This window comes from Amycolatopsis sp. NBC_00438 (genome assembly GCF_036026695.1).
Taxonomy (GTDB): Bacteria; Actinomycetota; Actinomycetes; order Mycobacteriales; family Pseudonocardiaceae; genus Amycolatopsis.
In genome coordinates this window covers 6,940,523-6,959,009 of record NZ_CP107923.1, presented here as the reverse complement: position 1 = coordinate 6,959,009, position 18,487 = coordinate 6,940,523, and the positions used below count along the sequence as shown (strand labels likewise).

Here is an 18,487-nt window from a genome sequence, read left to right as displayed (position 1 = left end):
GACTGGAGCAGGGCACGCCCCCCTGGGTGTGGCGGGGGAGTTTCGGTTGGCGGCGACGGGCAAAGCGCTGCCCTCAGTGGCACTGGTGGGGCGGCTGGTCCGGCGCCGTCGTGATGCCGAGGTCGTCGGAGCGGCCGGCCGCGAGCCGTGGCCACTGGGCGATGGGCCGGCCCGGGCCGGGTGTCCACGCGGGCGCGCCGGTGTCGGTCCGGACGTTCGTGCGGTCCTGCGGCCGGCCGTCCGGCGAGTCCTCCCAGGGCTCCTGGCGGCCGAAGACCGTCAGGTCCATCAGCGCGTAGCTGTAGTCCATCGCTTCCACCCCACGGCGTTTCGTCCAGTACGTCTCGAAGACGCGGTCGCCGTCGCGCAGGTAGCAGACCAGGTGGAACAGCCCGGCTTCGCGCCCGACGAGCAGCGTGCCGAGCGACGGCTGCGCCGAGTACCAGGGCATGTGCCAGTCCATGAAGCCGCGGTAGCGGAGGCTCGCGTCGTACGACTCCTGTGCGTCGGCCGGGCCGGTGGAAACGTTGCGGCCCTGGGAAAAGACCGCGTACGTGATGTCGCGCGAGTGCAGGTTGGCGAGTTCCGCGACCTGGTTCGTGTAGAACGTGCAGCCCTCGCACTGCTCGGAGGCGGGCCGGCCGGGGTTCCACATGAAGTAGTAGGCGATGAGCTGACGCCGTCCCTCGAACGTGTCGAGCAAGGTGACCGGGCCGTCCGGGCCGAGAAGTCCGAGCGTGGCGTCCACCTCGACCACCGGCAGCCGGCGGCGGGCCGCGGCGATCGCGTCACCTTCGCGGGTGTGGGCCTTTTCCCTGGCGCGCAAGACATCCAGTTCGGTCTGGAACGCGGCGCGGTCGACGATCTCCATCACGGCTCCTTCAGCTTGGCGGTGAGCAGGACGACGCTGGTGAGCGTGACGACCACGGCCACGCCCAGCGCGAGGTGGATGCCGGTCAGCTCGGCGGCCTGCGTCGCGGCGACCGCGCTCAGGACCGGGATGCCGACGGTGATGCCGACCTGCTGGGTCATCGACGTCAGCCCGGTGGCCAGGCCCTGCTCCTCGTCCGGCAGCCCGGACGTCGCGGTCACCGTGTACGCCACGATCGCGGCGACGTGCCCGAAGAACCCGACGAACAGGGCCGGCAGCAGGATCAGCAGGGCGCCGCGGCCGGGGCCGAGGAACAGCAGCGGCACGGTCGCCAGCGCCTCGACGGTCAGTCCGGCGGTCAGCAGGACGCGGCTGTCGAAACGGCCGATCGCCCGGCCGGCGAGCACGCCCGCGGCCACCGAGGCCAGGCCCGGCACGCCGAAGACCAGGCCGGTCGCCCACGGCGAAAGTCCCAGGATCCGCTGCAGGTAAAGGGTCGTCAGGAAGATCACCGCGGGTTCCATCGCGAACAGCACGAGACCGGCGAAGTTGCCCCACTTGACCGTGCGGCGGGCCAGGATCCGTGGCGGCACGAGCGGCGCGGGTGAGCGCTGCTCGATCAGCCAGAACGCGGCCAGCAGCACCACGCCGGCCACCGCGGCGAGCGCGCTCTTGTCGATGACCGCGTAGACCAGTGCCAGCAGGCCGCCGCTGACCGTCAACGCGCCGGGCAGGTCCGGCCGGGTGCGGCCGGGAACGGTCGATTCGGGGACGAGGAACGGCGTCGCGACCAGGATGGCGACGGCCACCGGGACGTTCATGAAGAACGCCGCGCGCCAGCTCAGCAGGCCGACGAGAGCGCCGCCGACCAGCGCGCCGACGGTGAAGCCGCCGGAGAGCAGGGCGCCGTTGAGGCCGAGGACGCGGTCCCGCGCCCGGCCTTCGGCGAACGTCGTGGTCAGCAGCGACAACGCCGAGGGCAGCGTCATCGCGGTGGCGAAGCCCTGCAACGCCCGGGCCGTCAGCAGCAGCTCCGGCGTCGTGGCGAGACCGCCCAGCAGCGACGCCACGGCCAGCAGGGCCATGCCGGAGCGGAACAGCCGCCGGCGGCCGAAGAGGTCCGCGAGGCGGCCGCAGACCAGGGTGAAGCCCGCGGCGGGCAGGACGAACGCCGTGCTGACCCACGGCAGCGACGTCAGATCCAGCCCGACACCCGCGCCGACCTGCGGCAACGCGACGTTCAGGATCGAGAAGTCGATCGACAGCAGGAAACCGGCGCCGAGCAGCACAGCCAGGACCGCGCGCTGTCTCGGCGTGAAATGGGCAGGGGTTAGCGCAACGACGGACACGGGTTCTCCTTTGGGAGGAAGTCAGTCCTGCTCGGCGGCCTCCGCGAGGCGCTTGATCTTGGCCAGCCGGCGGTCCCAGTCGGCGGCGAGCGAGGTCATCCAGCGGGCCGTCGCGTCCAGGGCTTCCGAACGCACGGCGTAGCGGACCTCGCGGCCGATCTTCACGCTGCCGACCAGCCCGGCCGAGTCGAGGACGGTGAGGTGCTTGACGATCGCCTGGCGCGACACGGGGAGGCCGCCGGCCAGGGTCGTCGCGGTGGCCTGGCCGTGGGAGGCGAGCAGGTCCAGCAGCTGACGACGGGTCGGATCGGCCAGTGCGGCCAGGACGCCGTCGACGACGTCGTGCGCCATTATTCGGCGCGTGCGGCGAGGGTGGTGAAGCACTGCTCCCAACCGCCGGTGTGGTCCTTGACGACGTTGCGGCGGTTCTCGTCGGACGTCGGCAGCGTGGCGAAGCCGCTCTCGACGACGCGCAGGCGGGTGCCGTCGCCTTCGGGGGTCAGGGTGAACTCGACGAGCGTCGAGTTGTCCTCACGCAGCTCCTCGCCGGGGAACGCGCTGACCCAGCGGTAGGCGAGGTAGTGCGGCGGGTCGACCTTCTCGACGCGCAGCGGGAACTCACCGTGCTCCGAGTGCGTGACGACCAGAGTCTGGCCCTCTTCGGCCATGGTGCCCTGGACGGTTTCGTCGTCGGTCGCCCAGAAGCCGGGCTCGGCCACCAGCGGCCACACCTTGGCCGGCTTCGCGGCGATCACGATCTCGCGTTCGATGCTGTCGGTGCTCATGTGCGCTCCTTCGTCTCATGTGCAATGCCACAGTTGCACATGACGGAGTGCGGTGCAACCCCAGGGTTGCACTTACGGCGTCAGTCCTCGGGGAGTTCGCCCGCTTCCACCGCGCGGAACGACTCCCGGCTCGCGGCTTCTTCGCTCATCCCGTGCCGCCAGTAGCCCGTGAAGCAGATCCGCCGCTTGCCGACGTCGCGCTCGCGCACGAGGTGCCGTCGCACGAGCTTCACTACGCCGGCTTCGCCGGACACCCACGCGTACGGCGTTCCGCCGGGGAAGGTCGCCGCGCGGACCGCCTCCAGCAATGCCTCGCCGTGCGGTCGCGCGCCGCGCACCAGCCAGTGGACTTCGACCGCTCCGCGCGTCTCGAACGTCTGACGCTCTTCGCGCGCGGAGACCTCGATGTACGCCGAAAGCCGCGCACCGGCCGGGAGCTGCTCGATGATCGCGCCGATCGCGGGCAACGCCGTCTCGTCGCCGGTCAGCAGCTGCCAATCGGTGCCGGCCGGGACGTCGTAGAGGCCGTGCGGGCCCAGGAACGCGACGCGGTCGCCCGGTGTCACGCGGGACGCCCACGCCGAGGCCGGGCCGGTGTCGCCGTGCAGCACGAAGTCGACGTCGATCTCCGCGAAGAGCGGCCGGTGCGCGCGCACGGTGTAGGTGCGCATCGGCGGGCGGACGCCGTCCGGCATCGCGAGGTACGTTCGGTACCACGACAGGACGTCGGAACCGGTGTCCGGCAGGTTCGGCGTCTCCTGGCCGGGGAGTGGGAAGAAGACCTTGACGTACTGGTCCGGCGCGCCGGCGGGCACCTCGGCGAAGGTCGCCGCCTCGAACGTCACGCGCACCGTGTGCGGCGTGATCGGCCGGACCATCGTCACGCGGGCCCGGTGGTACGTCAGTGCCGGTCGCTCCACCTGCATCGTCATTAGGCGAGGCTAACCTAATTCATAGGCGTCAGAACAGCCCTCCCGGCTCGGAATCCGCGGCACCTTCCGGTTGCCAACGGTATTTCCGCAGGTCGACGCGCTGGCCGTCGGCCAGTACGCCTTCCGCGCGCAGCCGTTCGAGCTGGTCGTGGACCAGGTGCGGCGCCGGGGTGCCGTTGGCGCGCAGGATCCGGTGCCACGGCAGGTCGTGCCCGTCCTCGGCGAGGATCGCGCCGACCATCCGCGGCGAAGGGGCTCCGGCGAGAGCCGCGATGTCGCCGTACGTCGAGACCGTGCCGGCCGGCACCGACTCGATGATCTCCCGCACCCGCTCGTGCAGAACGTCGTCCATGCCCCCCACTCTGCCCGATGGGTACGACACTTTTGGTAGCCGCCCATCGCACCAGCGGTGACCTTCACCGGACACGCCCGCGCTTAGGTGTGCCGGTGCGACGCCCGTTACTCCGGACGTGGTTCCATCGCGGGGTGAACGGCAGGCGAACGGGACCGGCGAACGCGCGGCTGGTGCGCCCGCCGATCGCCGACCTGCCCACGTTCACCTGGGACAACGGTGCTCGGCGCGTACTGTCCGCACCCGGGGGTTTCCTGCGGGTGCTCGGCGGGCCCGGCACCGGGAAGACGACGCTGCTGGCCTCGGCCGCGACCCGCCGGATCGCCGAGGGCGCCGACCCGGAGAGCGTGCTGGTGCTGACCACCTCGCGCAAGGCCGCGGACGCGCTGCGGGCCGACATCACCCGCAGCCTCACCGCCGACCCCGACCTGGCGCGGCCGCTGCCCCGGACCGTCCGCGAGCCGCTCGTCCGGACCGTCCATTCGTACGCGTATTCGCTGCTCCGGCTCGAAGCGATGGGTGCGGAGCTCCCGGCGCCGCGGCTGCTCGCCGGGGCCGAACAGGACGTCGTCGTCCGCGAGCTGCTCGCCGGTGACCTCGACGAAGGCGCCGAGAACTGGCCGGAGCAGCTGCGCCCGGCCCTGATGGTCCCCGGGTTCGCCGAGGAGCTGCGGGACCTGCTGATGCGCGCGGCCGAGCGCGGGCTCGGGCCGGCGGACCTCGCCGAGCTGGGCCGCCGCCGCGGCCGCGAGGAGTGGCTCGCCGCCGGGCTCTTCTGGGCCCAGTACGAAGAGGTCACGCAGCTGCAGGGCGCGGGCGGGAACGCGCTGGGCGTGGCGAGCGCGCCCGCCCTCGACGCCGCCGAGCTGGTCACCTCCGCGTTGCTCGCGCTGGAGGACGACGAGGAGCTGCGCGAGCGGGAGCGCACGCGCGTGCGGCACCTGTTCGTCGACGACGCCCACCACCTCGACCCCCTGCAGACCAGCCTGGTCCGGATGATCGGGCACACCGCGGCCGAGTTCGTCGTCGCCGGCGATCCGGACCAGAACGTCTATTCCTTCCGCGGCGCCGACGCGAGCCTGTTCGCCGACGCCGACCCGGACGGCAGCCGCACCATCACGCTCACGACGTCGCACCGGCTCGCCCCGGTGGTCCGCGTGGCGGTCGCGAAGATCGGCGCGACGCTGCCCGGGCTGTCGCAGCACCGCAAGATCGTCGCGCCCACCGGGGCGACGGGCGGGAACGTCCGCGTGCGCGTGATGCCGACCCCCGCCGCCGAGGCGAGCTGGATCGCCGACCAGCTGCGCCGCGCGCACCTCGTCGACGGGGTGCCGTGGTCGGAGATCGCGGTGCTCGTCCGGTCGCCGGCGCGGACGTTCCTGGTGCTGCAACGCGCTTTGCGTGCCGCGGGCGTGCCGATCGGCTCGGCCACCGAGGAACTGCCGCTGGCGCGCCAATCCGCCGTGCGGCCGCTGCTGGCGGTGCTGAAACTCGCGCCTTCGCCGGACTTGCTCGACGTCGACCTCGCCGAGATGTTGCTGTCGTCGTCACTCGGCGGCGCGGATCCCTTGGCCTTGCGGCGGCTCCGGCGCGGTCTGCGACGGCTCGAGCTGGCCGGCGGCGGGCAGCGCTCGAGTGACGACCTGCTCGTGGAAGCCTTGCGCGGCGGGGACATCCTCATCGGGCTGGGTGACGCCGAGGCCGAGCCGGTGCGGCGCGTCGGGGGTCTGCTGCGCGTCACGCACCAGGCCGTCGCGCGCGGGGACGGCGTCGAGCAGGTGCTGTGGGAGCTGTGGAACGAAAGCGGCCTCCAGGAGAAGCTGCTGAAGCAGACCGAGCGCGGCGGTTCGCTGGGCGCGCAGGCCGACCGCGACCTCGACGCCGTCGTCGCGCTGTTCGACGCGGCCGGCCGGTACGTCGACCGGCTGCCGCGATCGAGTGTCGCGTCCTTCGCGGACTACCTCGGCGCGCAACAGATCGCGGGTGACACGCTCGCTCCCGCCGCCGTCCCGGCCGACGGCGTCTCGCTGCTCACCGCGCACTCCGCCGCCGGTCGCGAGTGGACGGTCGTCGCCGTCGCCGGGGTCCAGGAGGGCGCTTGGCCGGACCTGCGGCTGCGTGGATCCGTGCTGGGCGTGGAACGGCTCAAGGACCTGATGTCCGGTGTGGACGATGACGCCGTCTCCCAGACCGCGCCGATCCTGGCCGAGGAACGGCGGCTGTTCTACCTCGCGATGAGCCGCGCGAAGCAGACGTTGCTGGTCACCGCGGTGTCCGGCGAGGACGAACAGCCGTCGCGGTTCCTCGACGACCTGGAGGAGAACGGCGCCGACGACGGCGGCCTCGACTCCCGGATGAAGCCGCCGGGCCGGTCGCTGGTGCTCGCCGAGCTGGTGGGGGAGCTGCGTGAGGTCGTCTGCGACGACAAGGCCGACCCGGCGCGCCGGCGTCGGGCGGCCAAGCAGCTCGGGCGGCTGGCCGACGCCAAGGTCCCCGGCGCGCACCCGAGCACCTGGTACGGCCTGCTCCCGGCGTCCACCGACGAGCCGGTGCACCCGCCCGGCGACCTGATCCGGATCTCACCGTCCACAGTGGAAATCCTGACGAAGTGCCCGCTGCGGTGGATGATCGAGCGGCACGGCGGCAGCGACCCGGCGCAGCTGGCCGCCGTCACCGGGACGCTGGTGCACGGGCTCGCGCAGGCCGTCGCGTCCGGGAGCACCGACGCCGAGCTGCAGGCCGCGCTGGACGACGCGTGGGTGCGCGTCGACGCGGGCGCGCCGTGGTTCTCGAAGCGGGAGCGACGCCGGGTCGAGGGGATGCTGCAGAACTTCGTCACCTGGCTGGAACGCAGCCGGGCGGAGCTGAAGGAAGCCGGCGTCGAGCAGGACATCGAGGTCGAGCTGCCGGCCGGCGGCGAGGACGAGGTGCGCGTACTGCTGCGGGGGCGGGTCGACCGGGTCGAGCTGGATTCCGAGGGCCGGCCGGTGATCGTCGACATCAAGACCGGCAAGGTCCCGGTGTCCGGCGCCGACGCCGAGAAGCACCCGCAGCTCGCCGCGTACCAGCTGGCGGTGCTGCTCGGCGCGATCGAGGGACGCACGGAGGCGGGCGGCGCGCGGCTGGTGTACGTGGCCAAGGCCAACAACAAGACGGGTTCGACCGAGCGGTCGCAGCCACCGATGGACGAGGTGGGCGGCAAGCAGTGGCTGGACCTGGTCCGCGGCGCGGCGGCGTCCGCGGCGGGGCCGGACTACCAGGCGCAGGAGAACGTGGACTGCGACCGCTGCCCGGCGCGCGGCTGCTGCCCGCTGCGCCCCGAAGGCAGGCAGGTCCCAGGCCCATGACCGACCCGACCACCGTGCCAGGACCGGCACTTTCACGTGAAAGTGCCGCTCTGCGCGACAAAGCGGCACTTTTACGTGAAAGTGCCGCGTCGGTCCGTGAGGTGTGTGCGTGAGCCCGCTTGTCATCGCCAACACCGTCGAGCCTGCTGAGCTCGCCGACGCGCTCGGGCTGCACCGGCCGACTCCCGAGCAGGCCACGGTCATCGCCGCGCCCGTCGAACCGTCCCTCGTGGTCGCCGGCGCCGGCGCGGGCAAGACCGAGACGATGGCCGCGCGCGTGGTCTGGCTCGTCGCCAACGGGATCGTCAGCCCGGACCGCGTCCTGGGCCTCACCTTCACCCGCAAAGCCGCGCGCCAGCTCGGCGAACGCGTCCGCGCGCGGCTGCGCCGGCTCGCCGGCTCCGGCCTGCTGGACCGGCTCGACCCGTCCGGCGGCCTGCGGTCCACTGTGGTCGCCGGCGAACCGACCGTGCTCACCTACCACGCGTACGCCGGCCGCCTGCTGTCCGAACACGGCCTCCGGCTGCCCGTGCAACCCGGTGTCCGGCTGCTGTCGGAGACGTCGTCGTGGCAGCTCGCGCACCGCGTGGTGTCCACTTGGGACAACGAGCTGGACACCGACCGCGTCCCGCCGACGGTGACCGCCGACGTCCTGGCCCTGGCCGGTGAACTCGGCGAACACTTGGTGTCCACAGAGGAACTGGCCGACTACACGTCGTGGATGTGCCGGATCATCGAGAACGCGCCGCGCGCGAAGGGGCAGCGGGCCGCGTTGCCGCAGAAACTCACCGAAATCATGGCGGCGCAGCACTTCCGGCTCGCGCTGCTGCCGCTCGTCGAGGCCTACCACCGGCGCAAGCGCAACGAAGGCGCGCTGGACTTCGCCGACCAGATGTCGCTCGCCGCGCAGCTGGCGAGCGAGTACCCGTCGGTCGTGCGCGGCGAGCGGGAACGCTTCGGCGCGGTGCTGCTCGACGAGTACCAGGACACCGGGCACGCCCAGCGCGTGCTGCTGCGGGCGCTGTTCGGCGGCGTCGAAAACCCGCCGATGCCGGTCACCGCGGTCGGCGACCCGGCCCAGGCGATCTACGGCTGGCGCGGCGCGAGCGCGGCCAACCTGCCGCGCTTCACCACGGACTTCCCGCGTTTTGACGGCGAACGCCTTGTCCCGGCTCATGATTTCGGCCTGCTGACCAGTTTCCGGAACCCGCCGGAGATCCTCGACCTCGCCAACGCGATCGCCGAACCGCTGCGGGCACGCGGCCTCGGCGTCGAACGGCTGCGGGCGCGTGAAGGCGCCGGGCCCGCGGACATCGCGTGCGCGCTGCTGCCGGATGTCCGCGCCGAACGCGAATGGGTGGCCGACGCGCTCGCGCGGCGCTGGTACGCCGTGCAGGAGCAGACCGGCAAACCGCCGACCGCGGCGGTGCTGGTCCGGCGCCGTGCCGACATGGCCCCGATCGCCGCCGAGCTGCGGGCCCGCGGGCTGCCGGTCGAGGTCGTCGGCCTCGGCGGGCTGCTGGACGAGCCCGAGGTGGCGGACCTCGTCTCGACGTTGCGCGTGCTCGCCGACCCGCTCTCCGGGAGTGCGGCGGCGCGCTTGCTGACCGGCGCGCGCTGGCGGCTCGCGGCGGCCGACGTCGCGGCGCTGTGGCGGCGCGCGGGAGAACTGTCGAGTCCCGAGAAGTCCGACGGCCCGGAGCTGGTCGTGGAGCGCGTCGAGCAGGCCGGGCTGATCGACGCGATCGACGAACCCGGCTCGCCGGAACGGTATTCCGAAGAGGGGTACAAACGGATCCGGCGGATCGGCTGGGAGCTGGCGGCGCTGCGGCGGCGGCTCGACCAGTCGCTGCCGGAGCTGGTCGCCGACGTCGAGCGCACGCTGCTGCTGGACGTCGAGTCGCTGGCGCGTCCGGGATCCGCCGGTCGCGCGCACCTGGACGCGTTCGCCGAAGTCGTGACCGATTACGCCGAGACGGCGCCGACGGCGACCCTATTGTCCTTTGTGGACTACCTGAACACCGCGGCGCACGCCGAAGACGGGCTGACCCCGGGTGAGGTCGAGGTCGTGCCGGACCGGGTGCAGGTGCTCACCGTGCACTCCGCGAAGGGCCTCGAGTGGGAGGTCGTCGCCGTGCCGCACCTGGTGCAGGACGTCTTCCCGGGCCGGCGGCGGTCGTCGTCGTGGCTGCGGACGGCGACGTCGCTGCCCGCTGCGTTGCGCGGCGACGCCCAGGACCTGCCCGAGCTGCGGATCGCCGACGGGTACGACCGCAAGGAAGTCCAAGAAGGACTGGAGCTGCACGAGGCGGGTTTCGTCGAGCGGGAGCAGTCGGAGGAACGGCGGCTCTGCTACGTCGCGCTGACCCGGTCGGAGCACGCGCTGATCGTCTCCGGGCACTGGTGGAACGAGAGCAGCAGCCGGGCGAAGGGGCCGTCGGAGTTCCTGACGGAGATCGCCGGCGTCGTCCGGGAATCCGGCGTCGGGCAGCTCGGCGACTGGGCGCCCGAGCCGTCGGCCGACGATGAGAACCCGCTGGTGTCCGACTCGCGCACGGCCCGCTGGCCGATCGACCCGCTGGCCGACCGCCGCACCGGCGTCCAAGGTGGAGTGGAGCTGGTTTTCGAGGCGCTGTCGGCGTCCTCCGAGGAGGAAGAGTCCGAAGAGGACGATCCCGACGGCTGGCTCACCGACACCGACGTCCTGCTGGAGGAGTGGGCACGCAAGGACGACCAGATCAAGCGGGTCCCGCTGCCGTCCCGGCTTTCGGTGAGCCAGCTGGTCGCCCTGGCCGAGGATTCCGCGCAGCTCGCGACGGACCTGCGTCGCCCGCTTCCGATGGCGCCCAACAGTTTCGCCCGCCGCGGCACGGAGTTCCACAGCTGGCTGGAGCGCCGTTTCGGGGGTGACCAGCTCATCGAGATCGAGGACCTGCCGGGCGCCGCCGACTTCGCCGAGATCCCGGACCCCGGCCTCGAAGAGCTGCAGACGCAGTTCGACAAGAGCGAGTGGGCCTCGCGCGTCCCGCACGCCGTCGAGATCACGTTCTCGGCCGACGTCGAGGGCATCACCCTGCGCGGCCGCATGGACGCCGTCTTCTGGAATCCCGACGGCTACTGGGAAGTGGTCGACTGGAAGACGGGCTCGGTCCCGCCGAAGTCCCGGCAGGCGGTGCTGTCGGTCCAGCTGGCGGCGTACCGGATGGCCTGGGCGGCCTTGAAGAACGTCCCGGTGGAGCAGGTCCGCGCGGCGTTCCACTACGTCCGCGCGAACCACACGATCCGCCCGGCCGACCTCCTGGACGCCGAAGGCATCCGCCGTCTCCTCCGCGACCTCCCCGAGTCCTGACCCTCGTACCCGGAGGGTCGGCTCGCGTACCTGGAGGGTCGGCTCGCGTACCTGGAGGGTCGGCTCGCGTACCTGGAGGGTCGGCTCGCGTACCTGGAGGGTCGGCTCGCGTACCTGAAGGGTCGGCTCGCGTACCCGGAGGGTCGGCTCACGAACCGACTGTCTGGGTACGCGAACCGACTGTGTGGGTACGCGAGCCGACCCTCCAGGTACGGGTTACGCGGCGTCGCGGACTTTCAGGGCCCAGGCGATCAGCGGCCACTGCAGCGGCAGCCGGCCGAACGCGATCGCTCGCTGGGGGAGCGGCGCCCGACGGGCGTCCACTGCCATCTTCACGTTGCCCGGGAAGACGCCCAGGAAGAGCAACGCCGCGGCCAGGGCGCCCAGCCGGCGGGTCCGCGGGGCCGCCACGGCGGCCGCCACCGTCAGTTCGGCGACGCCCGAGCCGTACGTCCACGCTCGCCGGGAACCGGGCAGTGAGCGGGGGATCAGGCCGTCGAACGGCTTCGGGACGGCGAAGTGCAGGACGCCCATGAAGCCCAGCGCAGCTGCCATGACGTGCGCGGGCCGTTGCGAGGTTGCCATGATCGCATCGTTCCACGCGGCGGGCCGCCGTCCGGTTCGGCTATCCTCCGGGCGTGAGTGACGCTCGACACCTGCCTGCGGGAGCGGGTGCATGAGGGCCCTGAGGCGGCTGCCGCTCGGCAGCCTCACCGATCGGCCCGACCACGAGCTCGTCGGCGTCCTGCGGATGCCCGAGCTGACCGTCAGCCCCCTTCGCGCCATCATGAAGCGGGTGATCGGCGCGACCCTCGCGCTGCTGCTGACGGTGATCATCGTCTACCTCGACCGCGACGGTTACCGCGACGCGAACGGTGACGGCCTGTCCCTTCTGGACAGCCTCTACTACGCGACCGTCTCGCTTTCGACCACCGGCTACGGCGACATCGCGCCCGCCACGTCGTCCGCCCGCCTGGTGAACGTGCTGGTGATCACCCCGCTGCGGGTGCTCTTCCTCATCGTCCTGGTCGGGACCACCCTGGAAGTGCTCACCGAGCGCTCCCGGCAGGCGTTCAAGATCCAGAAGTGGAGGACGAAGGTGCGCGACCACACGGTCGTCGTCGGGTTCGGCACCAAGGGCCGGTCCGCCGTCAACGCCCTGCTCGGCGACGAGAACGTCGAGCCCGGCCAGGTCGTCGTCGTCGACACCGACCAGCAGGCCCTCGACGCCGCGAGCGCGCTCGGCCTGGTCGCCGTGCACGGCTCGGCCACCCGGTCCGACGTCCTGCGCGTCGCCGCGGTGCAGCACGCGCGCGCCGTCGTCGTCGCGCCGAACCGGGACGACACGGCGGTGCTCGTCACGCTCACCGCCCGCGAGCTCGCGCCCCAGGCGCACATCGTGGCGTCGGTGCGGGAGGCGGAGAACGTCCACCTGCTCAAGCAGTCCGGCGCCGACCAGGTCGTCGTCTCCAGCGAGACGGCCGGGCGGCTGCTCGGCATGGCGACGTCGACGCCGCTGGTCGTCGACATCATGGAGGACCTGCTCACCCCGGAGTCCGGCCTGGCCATCGCCGAGCGCGCGGTCGAGCCGGCGGAGGAGGGCGGGTCGCCGCGGCACCTGCCCGACCTCGTCCTCGGCCTGGTCCGCGACGGCGTCCTCTACCGCGTCGACGCTCCGCAGGCCGACGCGATCGAGCCCGGCGACAAGCTCCTCTACGTCAAAAAGGTGACGCAGGCGGAGAAGATCGAGCGGTAGGTCCGGTTCGCCCGGCGGACCAGCGGATCGAGACCAGGGCGCCTGGGTTTTGCCCGCGGGATCTGGAACCATGACCGGGTGCCCCCGCGACCTCTCGCCCTGAAGTGGCCCACGGTGGCGATCCCCGCCGCGGCGGGTGTGCTCGTCGTCGTGCTGGCGTGGCTCGCCGGGCCCGGGTTGCTCGGGATCGGCAACGACGACGCCGGCGTGCCGGTGTCGGCCGAGGTCACCAAGCCCGCGCCGTGCGACCGGCTGGACCCCGTCGAGACGGTGCGGTTCACCGTCGGCGGCAAGACCCACGAAGGCACGCTCAACGGCTGCGGTCACGGCCAGAACGAGCACGTCGAAGTCGGCGTCCCGGACGAGCTCCCGGACCAGGGCACGGTCACCGTCCGCGCGGCGGACACGTCGGCCGGCGCGTCGGACGCCCGGCGCCCGCTGGGGCTCGCGCTGCTGGTGTTCGCCTGCTTCTCCGGCGGGATCTTCGTCTACACCTGGCTGCGGCTGCCGCCGAAGCCGGACCCGAAACCGAAGCTCGCGAAACCCGCGAAGGTCAGCTGACTTCGGTCGACGGCGCCGCGAAGGTGTTGCAGTCGGAGATCCGGTTGCTCGTCGCGCCCGCCCGCCACCACGACGCGTAGTGCGCGTTGGTGCCGTGGTCGTGGCTGCGGGAGGTGTTGTCGCCGCGGGTCTCCTGGTCGTTCCAGGCCTTGTTGTACATGTCGCGGTTGATCGTGCCGCCCTGGTCGACGTGCGCGCCGAGGAACATCCCCGAGAAGCACTGGGCCTGCAGTTCCTTGCGCCGGGACATCTCGAGCCCGGCGGGGCTGTTCTGGCCGGCTTCGTAGATCTTCTGCCAGGCCGCGTCCATCAGCCCGGCGACCTCCTGGACGTGGTGGCCGTACTCGTGGGCGAACAGGGCCAGGTAGACGCCGGGGTTGTTGCCGTACTGGTCGGTCTGCAGCCCGCGGAAGGGCACGTACAGGTTGTTTTCGCAGTAGTACGCGGCGGTCGCGATGCCGACCTGGATGGTGCCGCACTCGGTCTCGAAGCTCGCGCCGGTCGGGAAGTGCAGCGCGGGCGGGGTGAACGGCAGGCCGTAGGCGGTGAGGAACGGGCCCCACGCGGCGTCCAGGCACTTGCTGGCGGCCGTGAAGAACGCTTCCGCGCCGGCCTGGGTGCTCTGCCACGCCGGCAGCGTGCAGACGCGGTTCTGCAGCCCGGCGTTCGGGTCCTGCAGGATCGGGTGGTCGGCCAGCTTGAGGATCTTCTGCGGGCCGGTCGCGCTGGGCGTGGACAGCTCGGTCGACGGGCCGGGGGACGCCGACGCCGGAGCGCCCGCACCCCCGGGGAGCTGCGAAGGAGCGTCCTGGGACGACGGCGTGTCGCGGTAGTTCGGGCTCGCGAGCGGGGTGTCCTGGCGGTTGAGCGCCACGATGGCGACCAGCCCGAGGACCAGCACGGCCACGGCGCCGAGGCACACCCCGATCACCGCCGCCGGCGACCGGCGCCGGGGCGCGGACACGGTGTGGGGATGACCCAGCCACGCGGGAGCCGGTTGCGCATCCGGCACCGGCGGCGGCTGGACGGTGCCGCTGGGCGGTACCTGGCCGTGGGGCGGTTGCGTCATCTAGGCAGTCCCGAAGGGTCTCGGTACGGACCGGGGGTACCCGATCCCGGCGTTCAGCCTACCGGGGGAACGGTGCCTCCCGCACCCGTCCGTGTGCGCACTGTCGCGGCGCATGGACGTCACCCCAGGTCTGGCCGGGTGCAACCCGCTCTGAGAGAGTGTCCGCAAGCAGGTACCGCAGGCGAGGGGCTTCGATGACAGAGACCGGTGGCGCGCCCGGCGAAGAGGGCGCCGACACGCCGACACCGAGCCGGGGCTTCGCCCAGGCTCCCGCTCCTGGATCGGGTGAGGCGAAGCCGCCGGAAGGTCACGATCAGTCACCACCGACGCCGCCGACCGGCTGGCAGGCCCCGGACCCGCGCGGTGCGCAGCCGCCGCCGCCCGGGTGGCAGCAGCAGGCCCCGACGCCCTACGGCGGGCCGCCGCCGCAGTACCCGCAGTTCCCGCAGCAGCGCGCCTCCGGCCCGCACGGGCTGGGCAAACCCGGGGTGATCGCGCTGCGCCCGCTCAACATCGGCGACATCCTCGACGGCGCGATCACCGCGATCCGCCGCAACCCGCTGCTCATCCTGGGTGTCGGCGCGGTCCTGGCGGTGCTTTCGGCCGGGATCTCGTTCCTCGTGCAGAAGTACCTCTACGCCGACCTGGAGAAGCTGACCTCGGTCGCCGAGCTGGGCCCCGGCGCGACCGACTCGCAGGCGCAGGACGCGTTGTTCAGCGCGTTCGGCGACGTGTTCCTGCTGGTGCTGCCGTCGGCGGCGCTCACGACGTTGCTGACGACGCTGCTGAACGGCTTCCTGGCCGCCGTCATGGGCCGCGCCGCGCTCGGGCGCGAAGTGACCTTCTCGATCGCTTGGGCCGAGGTGCGGCCGCGGCTGCTGCCGCTGCTGGGCGTCGGGCTCGTCTACTCGGTGGTCGCGACGATCGGCTTGATGCTCTGCGTGGTCCCCGGTGTGGTCGCGTACGTGTTCTGGGCGCTGGCCAGCCCGGCGCTGATCCTGGAACGCGGCACGTTCAAGCAGGCGTTCTCCCGCTCGGTCAAGCTGGTCAGCCGCGCGTTCTGGCGCGTACTCGGCATCCTGGCGCTGGCCTGGGTGATCCAGTACCTGTTCAACACCATCATCCAGCTGCCGTTCACCCTCGGCACCAGCGTGTTCCAGCAGGTGCTGAACCCGTCGGCGGCCCCGGTCGTGCCGGGCACCGGCGACCTGCTGCTGCAGGGCGTCGGCCAGATCGTCTCCGGCACCATCGCGATGCCGTTCGTCGCGCTGGTCACCGTGATCATCTACCTGGACCAGCGGATGCGCCGCGAAGGCATGGACATCGAGCTGGCCCGCGCCGCCGGGGTGACGCCGCCGCAGGCGTGGTGACGTTGCCGTTCCTGCCGAGGGACGTCCCAGTCGACATCGACCGGGACACCGCGCGCCGCGCCGCGCAGGAGGAGCTGACCGACCCGAAGTACCAGCAGGCGCGCCCGAGCGTGCTGCAGCAGGTCGCGCAGTGGCTCGGCGAGCAGCTGGAAAAGCTGCTGAACGGCCTGTCGTCGGTGGTTCCGGGCGGGATCTTCGGCCTGCTCCTGATCGTCGTGCTGCTGATCGTGCTGGTCGTCGTGATCCGGTTGCGCACCGGCAAGATCGCCCGCGCGGCCCGGGCCGACCGGCTGGTCTTCGACGGGAAGCGGCAGAGCGCCGACGATTACCGCCGCTCCGCCGCGGAGGCCGCGGCCGCCGGCCGCTACGACGACGCCGTCCGCGACCGCTTCCGCGCGCTCGTGCGGGCCTTGGAAGAACGCGCGCTGCTGGACGCGCGGTCCGGCCGGACGGCCGACGAAGCCGCCGCCGAGGCCGGGGTGCTGCTGCCGAACGTCGCGAGCGAGCTGCGGCAAGGCGCGCGCCTGTTCGACGACGTCCACTACGGCGGCCGCGAAGGCACCGAAGCCGCGTACCGCACGCTGACCGAGCTGGACGAACGCTGCCGCCGGGAACGGCCGGTGGTGATGGCGGCCTCGTGAGCACCTCGGTTTCGCCGGACGCGCGCCGGATCTGGCGCGGCTCCCGGATTCCCCTCGCCCTGCTCGCGCTGGTGGTCGCCGCCGCCGCGCTGCTGCTGCTCGGCCGCGGCGAGCAGACGCACGGCGCCCTCGAACCCGGCTCCTACGAACCCGGCGGCGCGCACGCGCTGGCGAAGCTGCTGGCCGGCCAGGGGGTCGACGTCCGGACCGCGCACACGATCGACGAAGCGGACGACGCGCTCGGCGAGAACACGACATTGCTGGTCACGCAGCCGGACCTGGTGCCGGCGAAGCGCTTCGACGCGCTGCGGCAGCGCGCCGCCGACGTCGTCCTCGTGACGCCGGGAGCGCCGACCCTCAAGGACTCCCTGCCGCTGGTCCGGCCGGTCGGCCAGAACGACGTCGGCACGCTCAGCCCGCAGTGCACGGTCGCCGCCGCGGTCGCGGCCGGCGACGCCACGCTCGGCGGGATCGGTTACGCCGCACCGGGTGCGCGCTCGTGCTACCCGGGTGCGGACGGCGGCGGCACGCTGCTGCAGCTCGCCGACACCGGCGGCACGACGACGTTGCTCGGCACCTCGGCGCCGCTGACCAACAGCCGGCTCGCCGACGACGGCAACGCGGCGCTGAGCCTGCGCCTGCTCGGGCCGCACCCGAAGCTGGTCTGGTACCTGCCGTCGGCGACCGACCCGGCGCTGGACGACTCGCGGAAGTCGATCTTCGCGCTGATCCCCGACGGCTGGTACTTCGGCGCCGCGCAGGCGTTCATCGCGGTCGCGCTGCTGGCCCTGTGGCGGGCCCGGCGGCTCGGCCCGGTCGTCACCGAGCCGCTGCCGATCGTCGTGCGGGCGGCCGAAACGACCGAGGGGCGCGCCCGGCTGTACCGGCGCGCGAAGGCGGCGGACCACGCCGGCGAGACCCTGCGCGAAGCCGCGCGATCCCGGTTGCGGACCACGCTGGGCCTGCCCCGCGACGCCGACGCGGCGGCGCTGGTGACGTCGGTGAGCGAGCGCGTCGGCCGGCCCGCGAACGACGTCGGCGCCGTGCTGTACGGGTCGCCGGTGACCGGCGATCCCGAGCTGGTCCGGCTGGCCGGCGAACTGGACAGGGTGGAACGAGAGGTGGAGCGAACTTGAGCAGCGGTACCGAAGGCACGACCGGGGCCCGCGACGCGCTGATCGCGCTGCGCGCGGAGGTCGCGAAGGCCGTCGTCGGCAACGACGCCGCCGTCACCGGGCTGATCCTGGCCCTGCTCTGCCGGGGGCACGTGCTGCTCGAAGGCGTCCCCGGCGTCGCGAAGACGCTGCTGGTGCGGGCGCTCGCGGCGTCGTTGAGCCTGGAGACGACGCGCGTGCAGTTCACGCCGGACCTGATGCCCGGCGACGTCACCGGCTCGATCGTCTACGACGCGCACAGCGGCGAGTTCTCCTTCCGCGAGGGCCCGGTGTTCACGAACCTGCTGCTCGCCGACGAGATCAACCGGACGCCGCCGAAGACGCAGTCCTCGCTGCTGGAGGCGATGGAGGAGCGGCAGGTCTCGCTCGACGGCAAGTCGCGGCCGCTGCCCGACCCGTTCATCGTGATCGCCACCCAGAACCCGGTGGAGTACGAGGGCACCTACCCGCTGCCGGAGGCGCAGCTGGACCGGTTCCTGCTGAAGCTGACCATGCCGACGCCCTCGCGCGAGGACGAGATCGGCATCCTCTGGCGGCACGCGCAGGGCTTCGACCCGCGCAACCTCGCGGCGGCGGGCCTTCGCGCGGTCGCGGGGGCCGCCGAATTGGCGACCGCCCGCGAAGCCGTCGCGAAGGTCACCATCGGGCCCGAGGTGATCGGCTACGTCGTCGACCTCTGCCGGGCGACGCGGCAGCTGCCGTCGGTGCGGATCGGCGTTTCCCCCCGTGGTGCCACGGCGTTGCTGGCCGTGACCCGGGCTTGGGCGTGGCTCGCCGGGCGCGACTACGCGACCCCGGACGACGTCAAGGCGCTGGCCCGGCCGGCGCTGCGGCACCGCCTGGACGTCCGGCCCGAGGCCGAGCTCGAAGGCGTCACCGCGGACGGCGTGCTGGACCGGGTGCTCGCGTCCGTGCCCGTGCCGCGCTGAC

At 72.6% G+C, this 18,487-nt stretch carries 16 protein-coding genes; 8 read left to right on the top strand and 8 right to left on the bottom strand.

The genetic code is table 11. The annotated features are described in order from the left end of the window. Window positions 1–73: 73 nt before the first annotated feature. From OG494_RS31200 to OG494_RS31175, 6 genes are all read right to left on the bottom strand, one after another. Window positions 74–871 (bottom strand): DUF899 family protein, encoded by a 798-nt coding sequence (locus tag OG494_RS31200; protein WP_328444794.1) that lies wholly within the window; start codon window positions 869–871, stop codon window positions 74–76. After that, window positions 871–2,220 carry an MFS transporter gene (locus OG494_RS31195; RefSeq protein ID WP_328444792.1) on the bottom strand — a complete coding sequence of 450 codons (1,350 nt, stop codon included), beginning with the start codon at window positions 2,218–2,220 and terminating at the stop codon, window positions 871–873. Before OG494_RS31195 ends, OG494_RS31200 begins: the two co-directional genes overlap by 1 nt. Window positions 2,221–2,241: 21 nt before the next feature. Further along, entirely contained in the window at window positions 2,242–2,571 is a 330-nt protein-coding gene (locus OG494_RS31190) for an ArsR/SmtB family transcription factor (RefSeq protein ID WP_328444790.1), read from the bottom strand. Next, window positions 2,571–3,005: an SRPBCC domain-containing protein gene (locus OG494_RS31185; protein ID WP_247061121.1), complete on the bottom strand. Its 435-nt coding sequence runs from the start codon at window positions 3,003–3,005 to the stop codon at window positions 2,571–2,573. The genes OG494_RS31190 and OG494_RS31185 overlap by 1 nt, the downstream gene beginning before the upstream one ends. Window positions 3,006–3,085: 80 nt before the next feature. Next, entirely contained in the window at window positions 3,086–3,937 is an 852-nt protein-coding gene (locus OG494_RS31180) for a siderophore-interacting protein (RefSeq protein ID WP_328444788.1), read from the bottom strand. Window positions 3,938–3,965: 28 nt separating this feature from the next. Further along, window positions 3,966–4,289 carry an MGMT family protein gene (locus tag OG494_RS31175; RefSeq protein WP_328444786.1) on the bottom strand — a complete coding sequence of 108 codons (324 nt, stop codon included), beginning with the start codon at window positions 4,287–4,289 and terminating at the stop codon, window positions 3,966–3,968. 173 nt (window positions 4,290–4,462) lie between these two features. Here OG494_RS31175 and OG494_RS31170 point away from each other — a divergent pair, with 173 nt between their 5' ends. Then, on the top strand, window positions 4,463–7,636 hold the full coding sequence (locus OG494_RS31170) for an ATP-dependent helicase (RefSeq protein WP_328459075.1): 3,174 nt from the start codon (window positions 4,463–4,465) through the stop codon (window positions 7,634–7,636). Between the two features lie 109 nt (window positions 7,637–7,745). After that, window positions 7,746–10,985, top strand: coding sequence for an ATP-dependent helicase (locus OG494_RS31165; protein ID WP_328444784.1), 3,240 nt, complete (start codon window positions 7,746–7,748; stop codon window positions 10,983–10,985). A 216-nt stretch (window positions 10,986–11,201) separates the two neighbouring features. Here the strand turns inward: OG494_RS31165 and OG494_RS31160 are convergent, their stop codons facing one another. Next, a complete protein-coding gene (locus OG494_RS31160) occupies window positions 11,202–11,570 on the bottom strand; it encodes a DoxX family protein (RefSeq protein ID WP_328444782.1) in 369 nt (122 codons plus the stop codon). A gap of 91 nt (window positions 11,571–11,661) precedes the next feature. Here OG494_RS31160 and OG494_RS31155 point away from each other — a divergent pair, with 91 nt between their 5' ends. Next, window positions 11,662–12,741: a potassium channel family protein gene (locus OG494_RS31155; protein ID WP_328444780.1), complete on the top strand. Its 1,080-nt coding sequence runs from the start codon at window positions 11,662–11,664 to the stop codon at window positions 12,739–12,741. 114 nt (window positions 12,742–12,855) lie between these two features. Then, window positions 12,856–13,302 (top strand): hypothetical protein, encoded by a 447-nt coding sequence (locus OG494_RS31150; RefSeq protein ID WP_328459074.1) that lies wholly within the window; start codon window positions 12,856–12,858, stop codon window positions 13,300–13,302. Here OG494_RS31150 and OG494_RS31145 read toward each other — a convergent pair. Next, window positions 13,295–14,314 carry a neutral zinc metallopeptidase gene (locus OG494_RS31145; RefSeq protein ID WP_328459073.1) on the bottom strand — a complete coding sequence of 340 codons (1,020 nt, stop codon included), beginning with the start codon at window positions 14,312–14,314 and terminating at the stop codon, window positions 13,295–13,297. The two genes, OG494_RS31150 and OG494_RS31145, sit on opposite strands and share 8 nt — an antisense overlap. 251 nt (window positions 14,315–14,565) lie before the next feature. Between OG494_RS31145 and OG494_RS31140 the strand changes: the two genes are divergently transcribed. Genes OG494_RS31140 through OG494_RS31125 form a run of 4 tightly spaced genes read left to right on the top strand, consistent with a single transcriptional unit; the run spans window position 14,566 to window position 18,486 of the window. Continuing rightward, complete coding sequence (locus tag OG494_RS31140; protein WP_328444778.1) at window positions 14,566–15,741, top strand: hypothetical protein; 1,176 nt, start codon at window positions 14,566–14,568, stop codon at window positions 15,739–15,741. Then, entirely contained in the window at window positions 15,735–16,382 is a 648-nt protein-coding gene (locus OG494_RS31135; protein ID WP_328444776.1) for a DUF4129 domain-containing protein, read from the top strand. The genes OG494_RS31140 and OG494_RS31135 overlap by 7 nt, the downstream gene beginning before the upstream one ends. Further along, a complete protein-coding gene (locus tag OG494_RS31130) occupies window positions 16,379–17,518 on the top strand; it encodes a DUF4350 domain-containing protein (protein ID WP_328444774.1) in 1,140 nt (379 codons plus the stop codon). The genes OG494_RS31135 and OG494_RS31130 overlap by 4 nt, the downstream gene beginning before the upstream one ends. Next, window positions 17,515–18,486, top strand: a complete 972-nt coding sequence (locus OG494_RS31125) for an AAA family ATPase (protein WP_328444772.1) — start codon at window positions 17,515–17,517, stop codon at window positions 18,484–18,486. Before OG494_RS31130 ends, OG494_RS31125 begins: the two co-directional genes overlap by 4 nt. The last annotated feature ends 1 nt before the right edge of the window (window position 18,487 follow it).

Excerpts from the sequence above, each read along its gene's own strand:
- OG494_RS31180 (WP_328444788.1), bottom strand. The coding sequence starts at position 3,937 with ATGACGATGCAGGTGGAGCGACCGGCACTGACGTACCACCGGGCCCGC.
- OG494_RS31140 (WP_328444778.1), top strand. The coding sequence starts at position 14,566 with ATGACAGAGACCGGTGGCGCGCCCGGCGAAGAGGGCGCCGACACGCCG.
- OG494_RS31185 (WP_247061121.1), bottom strand. The coding sequence starts at position 3,005 with ATGAGCACCGACAGCATCGAACGCGAGATCGTGATCGCCGCGAAGCCG.
- OG494_RS31160 (WP_328444782.1), bottom strand. The coding sequence starts at position 11,570 with ATGGCAACCTCGCAACGGCCCGCGCACGTCATGGCAGCTGCGCTGGGC.
- OG494_RS31190 (WP_328444790.1), bottom strand. The coding sequence starts at position 2,571 with ATGGCGCACGACGTCGTCGACGGCGTCCTGGCCGCACTGGCCGATCCG.
- OG494_RS31200 (WP_328444794.1), bottom strand. The coding sequence starts at position 871 with ATGGAGATCGTCGACCGCGCCGCGTTCCAGACCGAACTGGATGTCTTG.
- OG494_RS31155 (WP_328444780.1), top strand. The coding sequence starts at position 11,662 with ATGAGGGCCCTGAGGCGGCTGCCGCTCGGCAGCCTCACCGATCGGCCC.
- OG494_RS31175 (WP_328444786.1), bottom strand. The coding sequence starts at position 4,289 with ATGGACGACGTTCTGCACGAGCGGGTGCGGGAGATCATCGAGTCGGTG.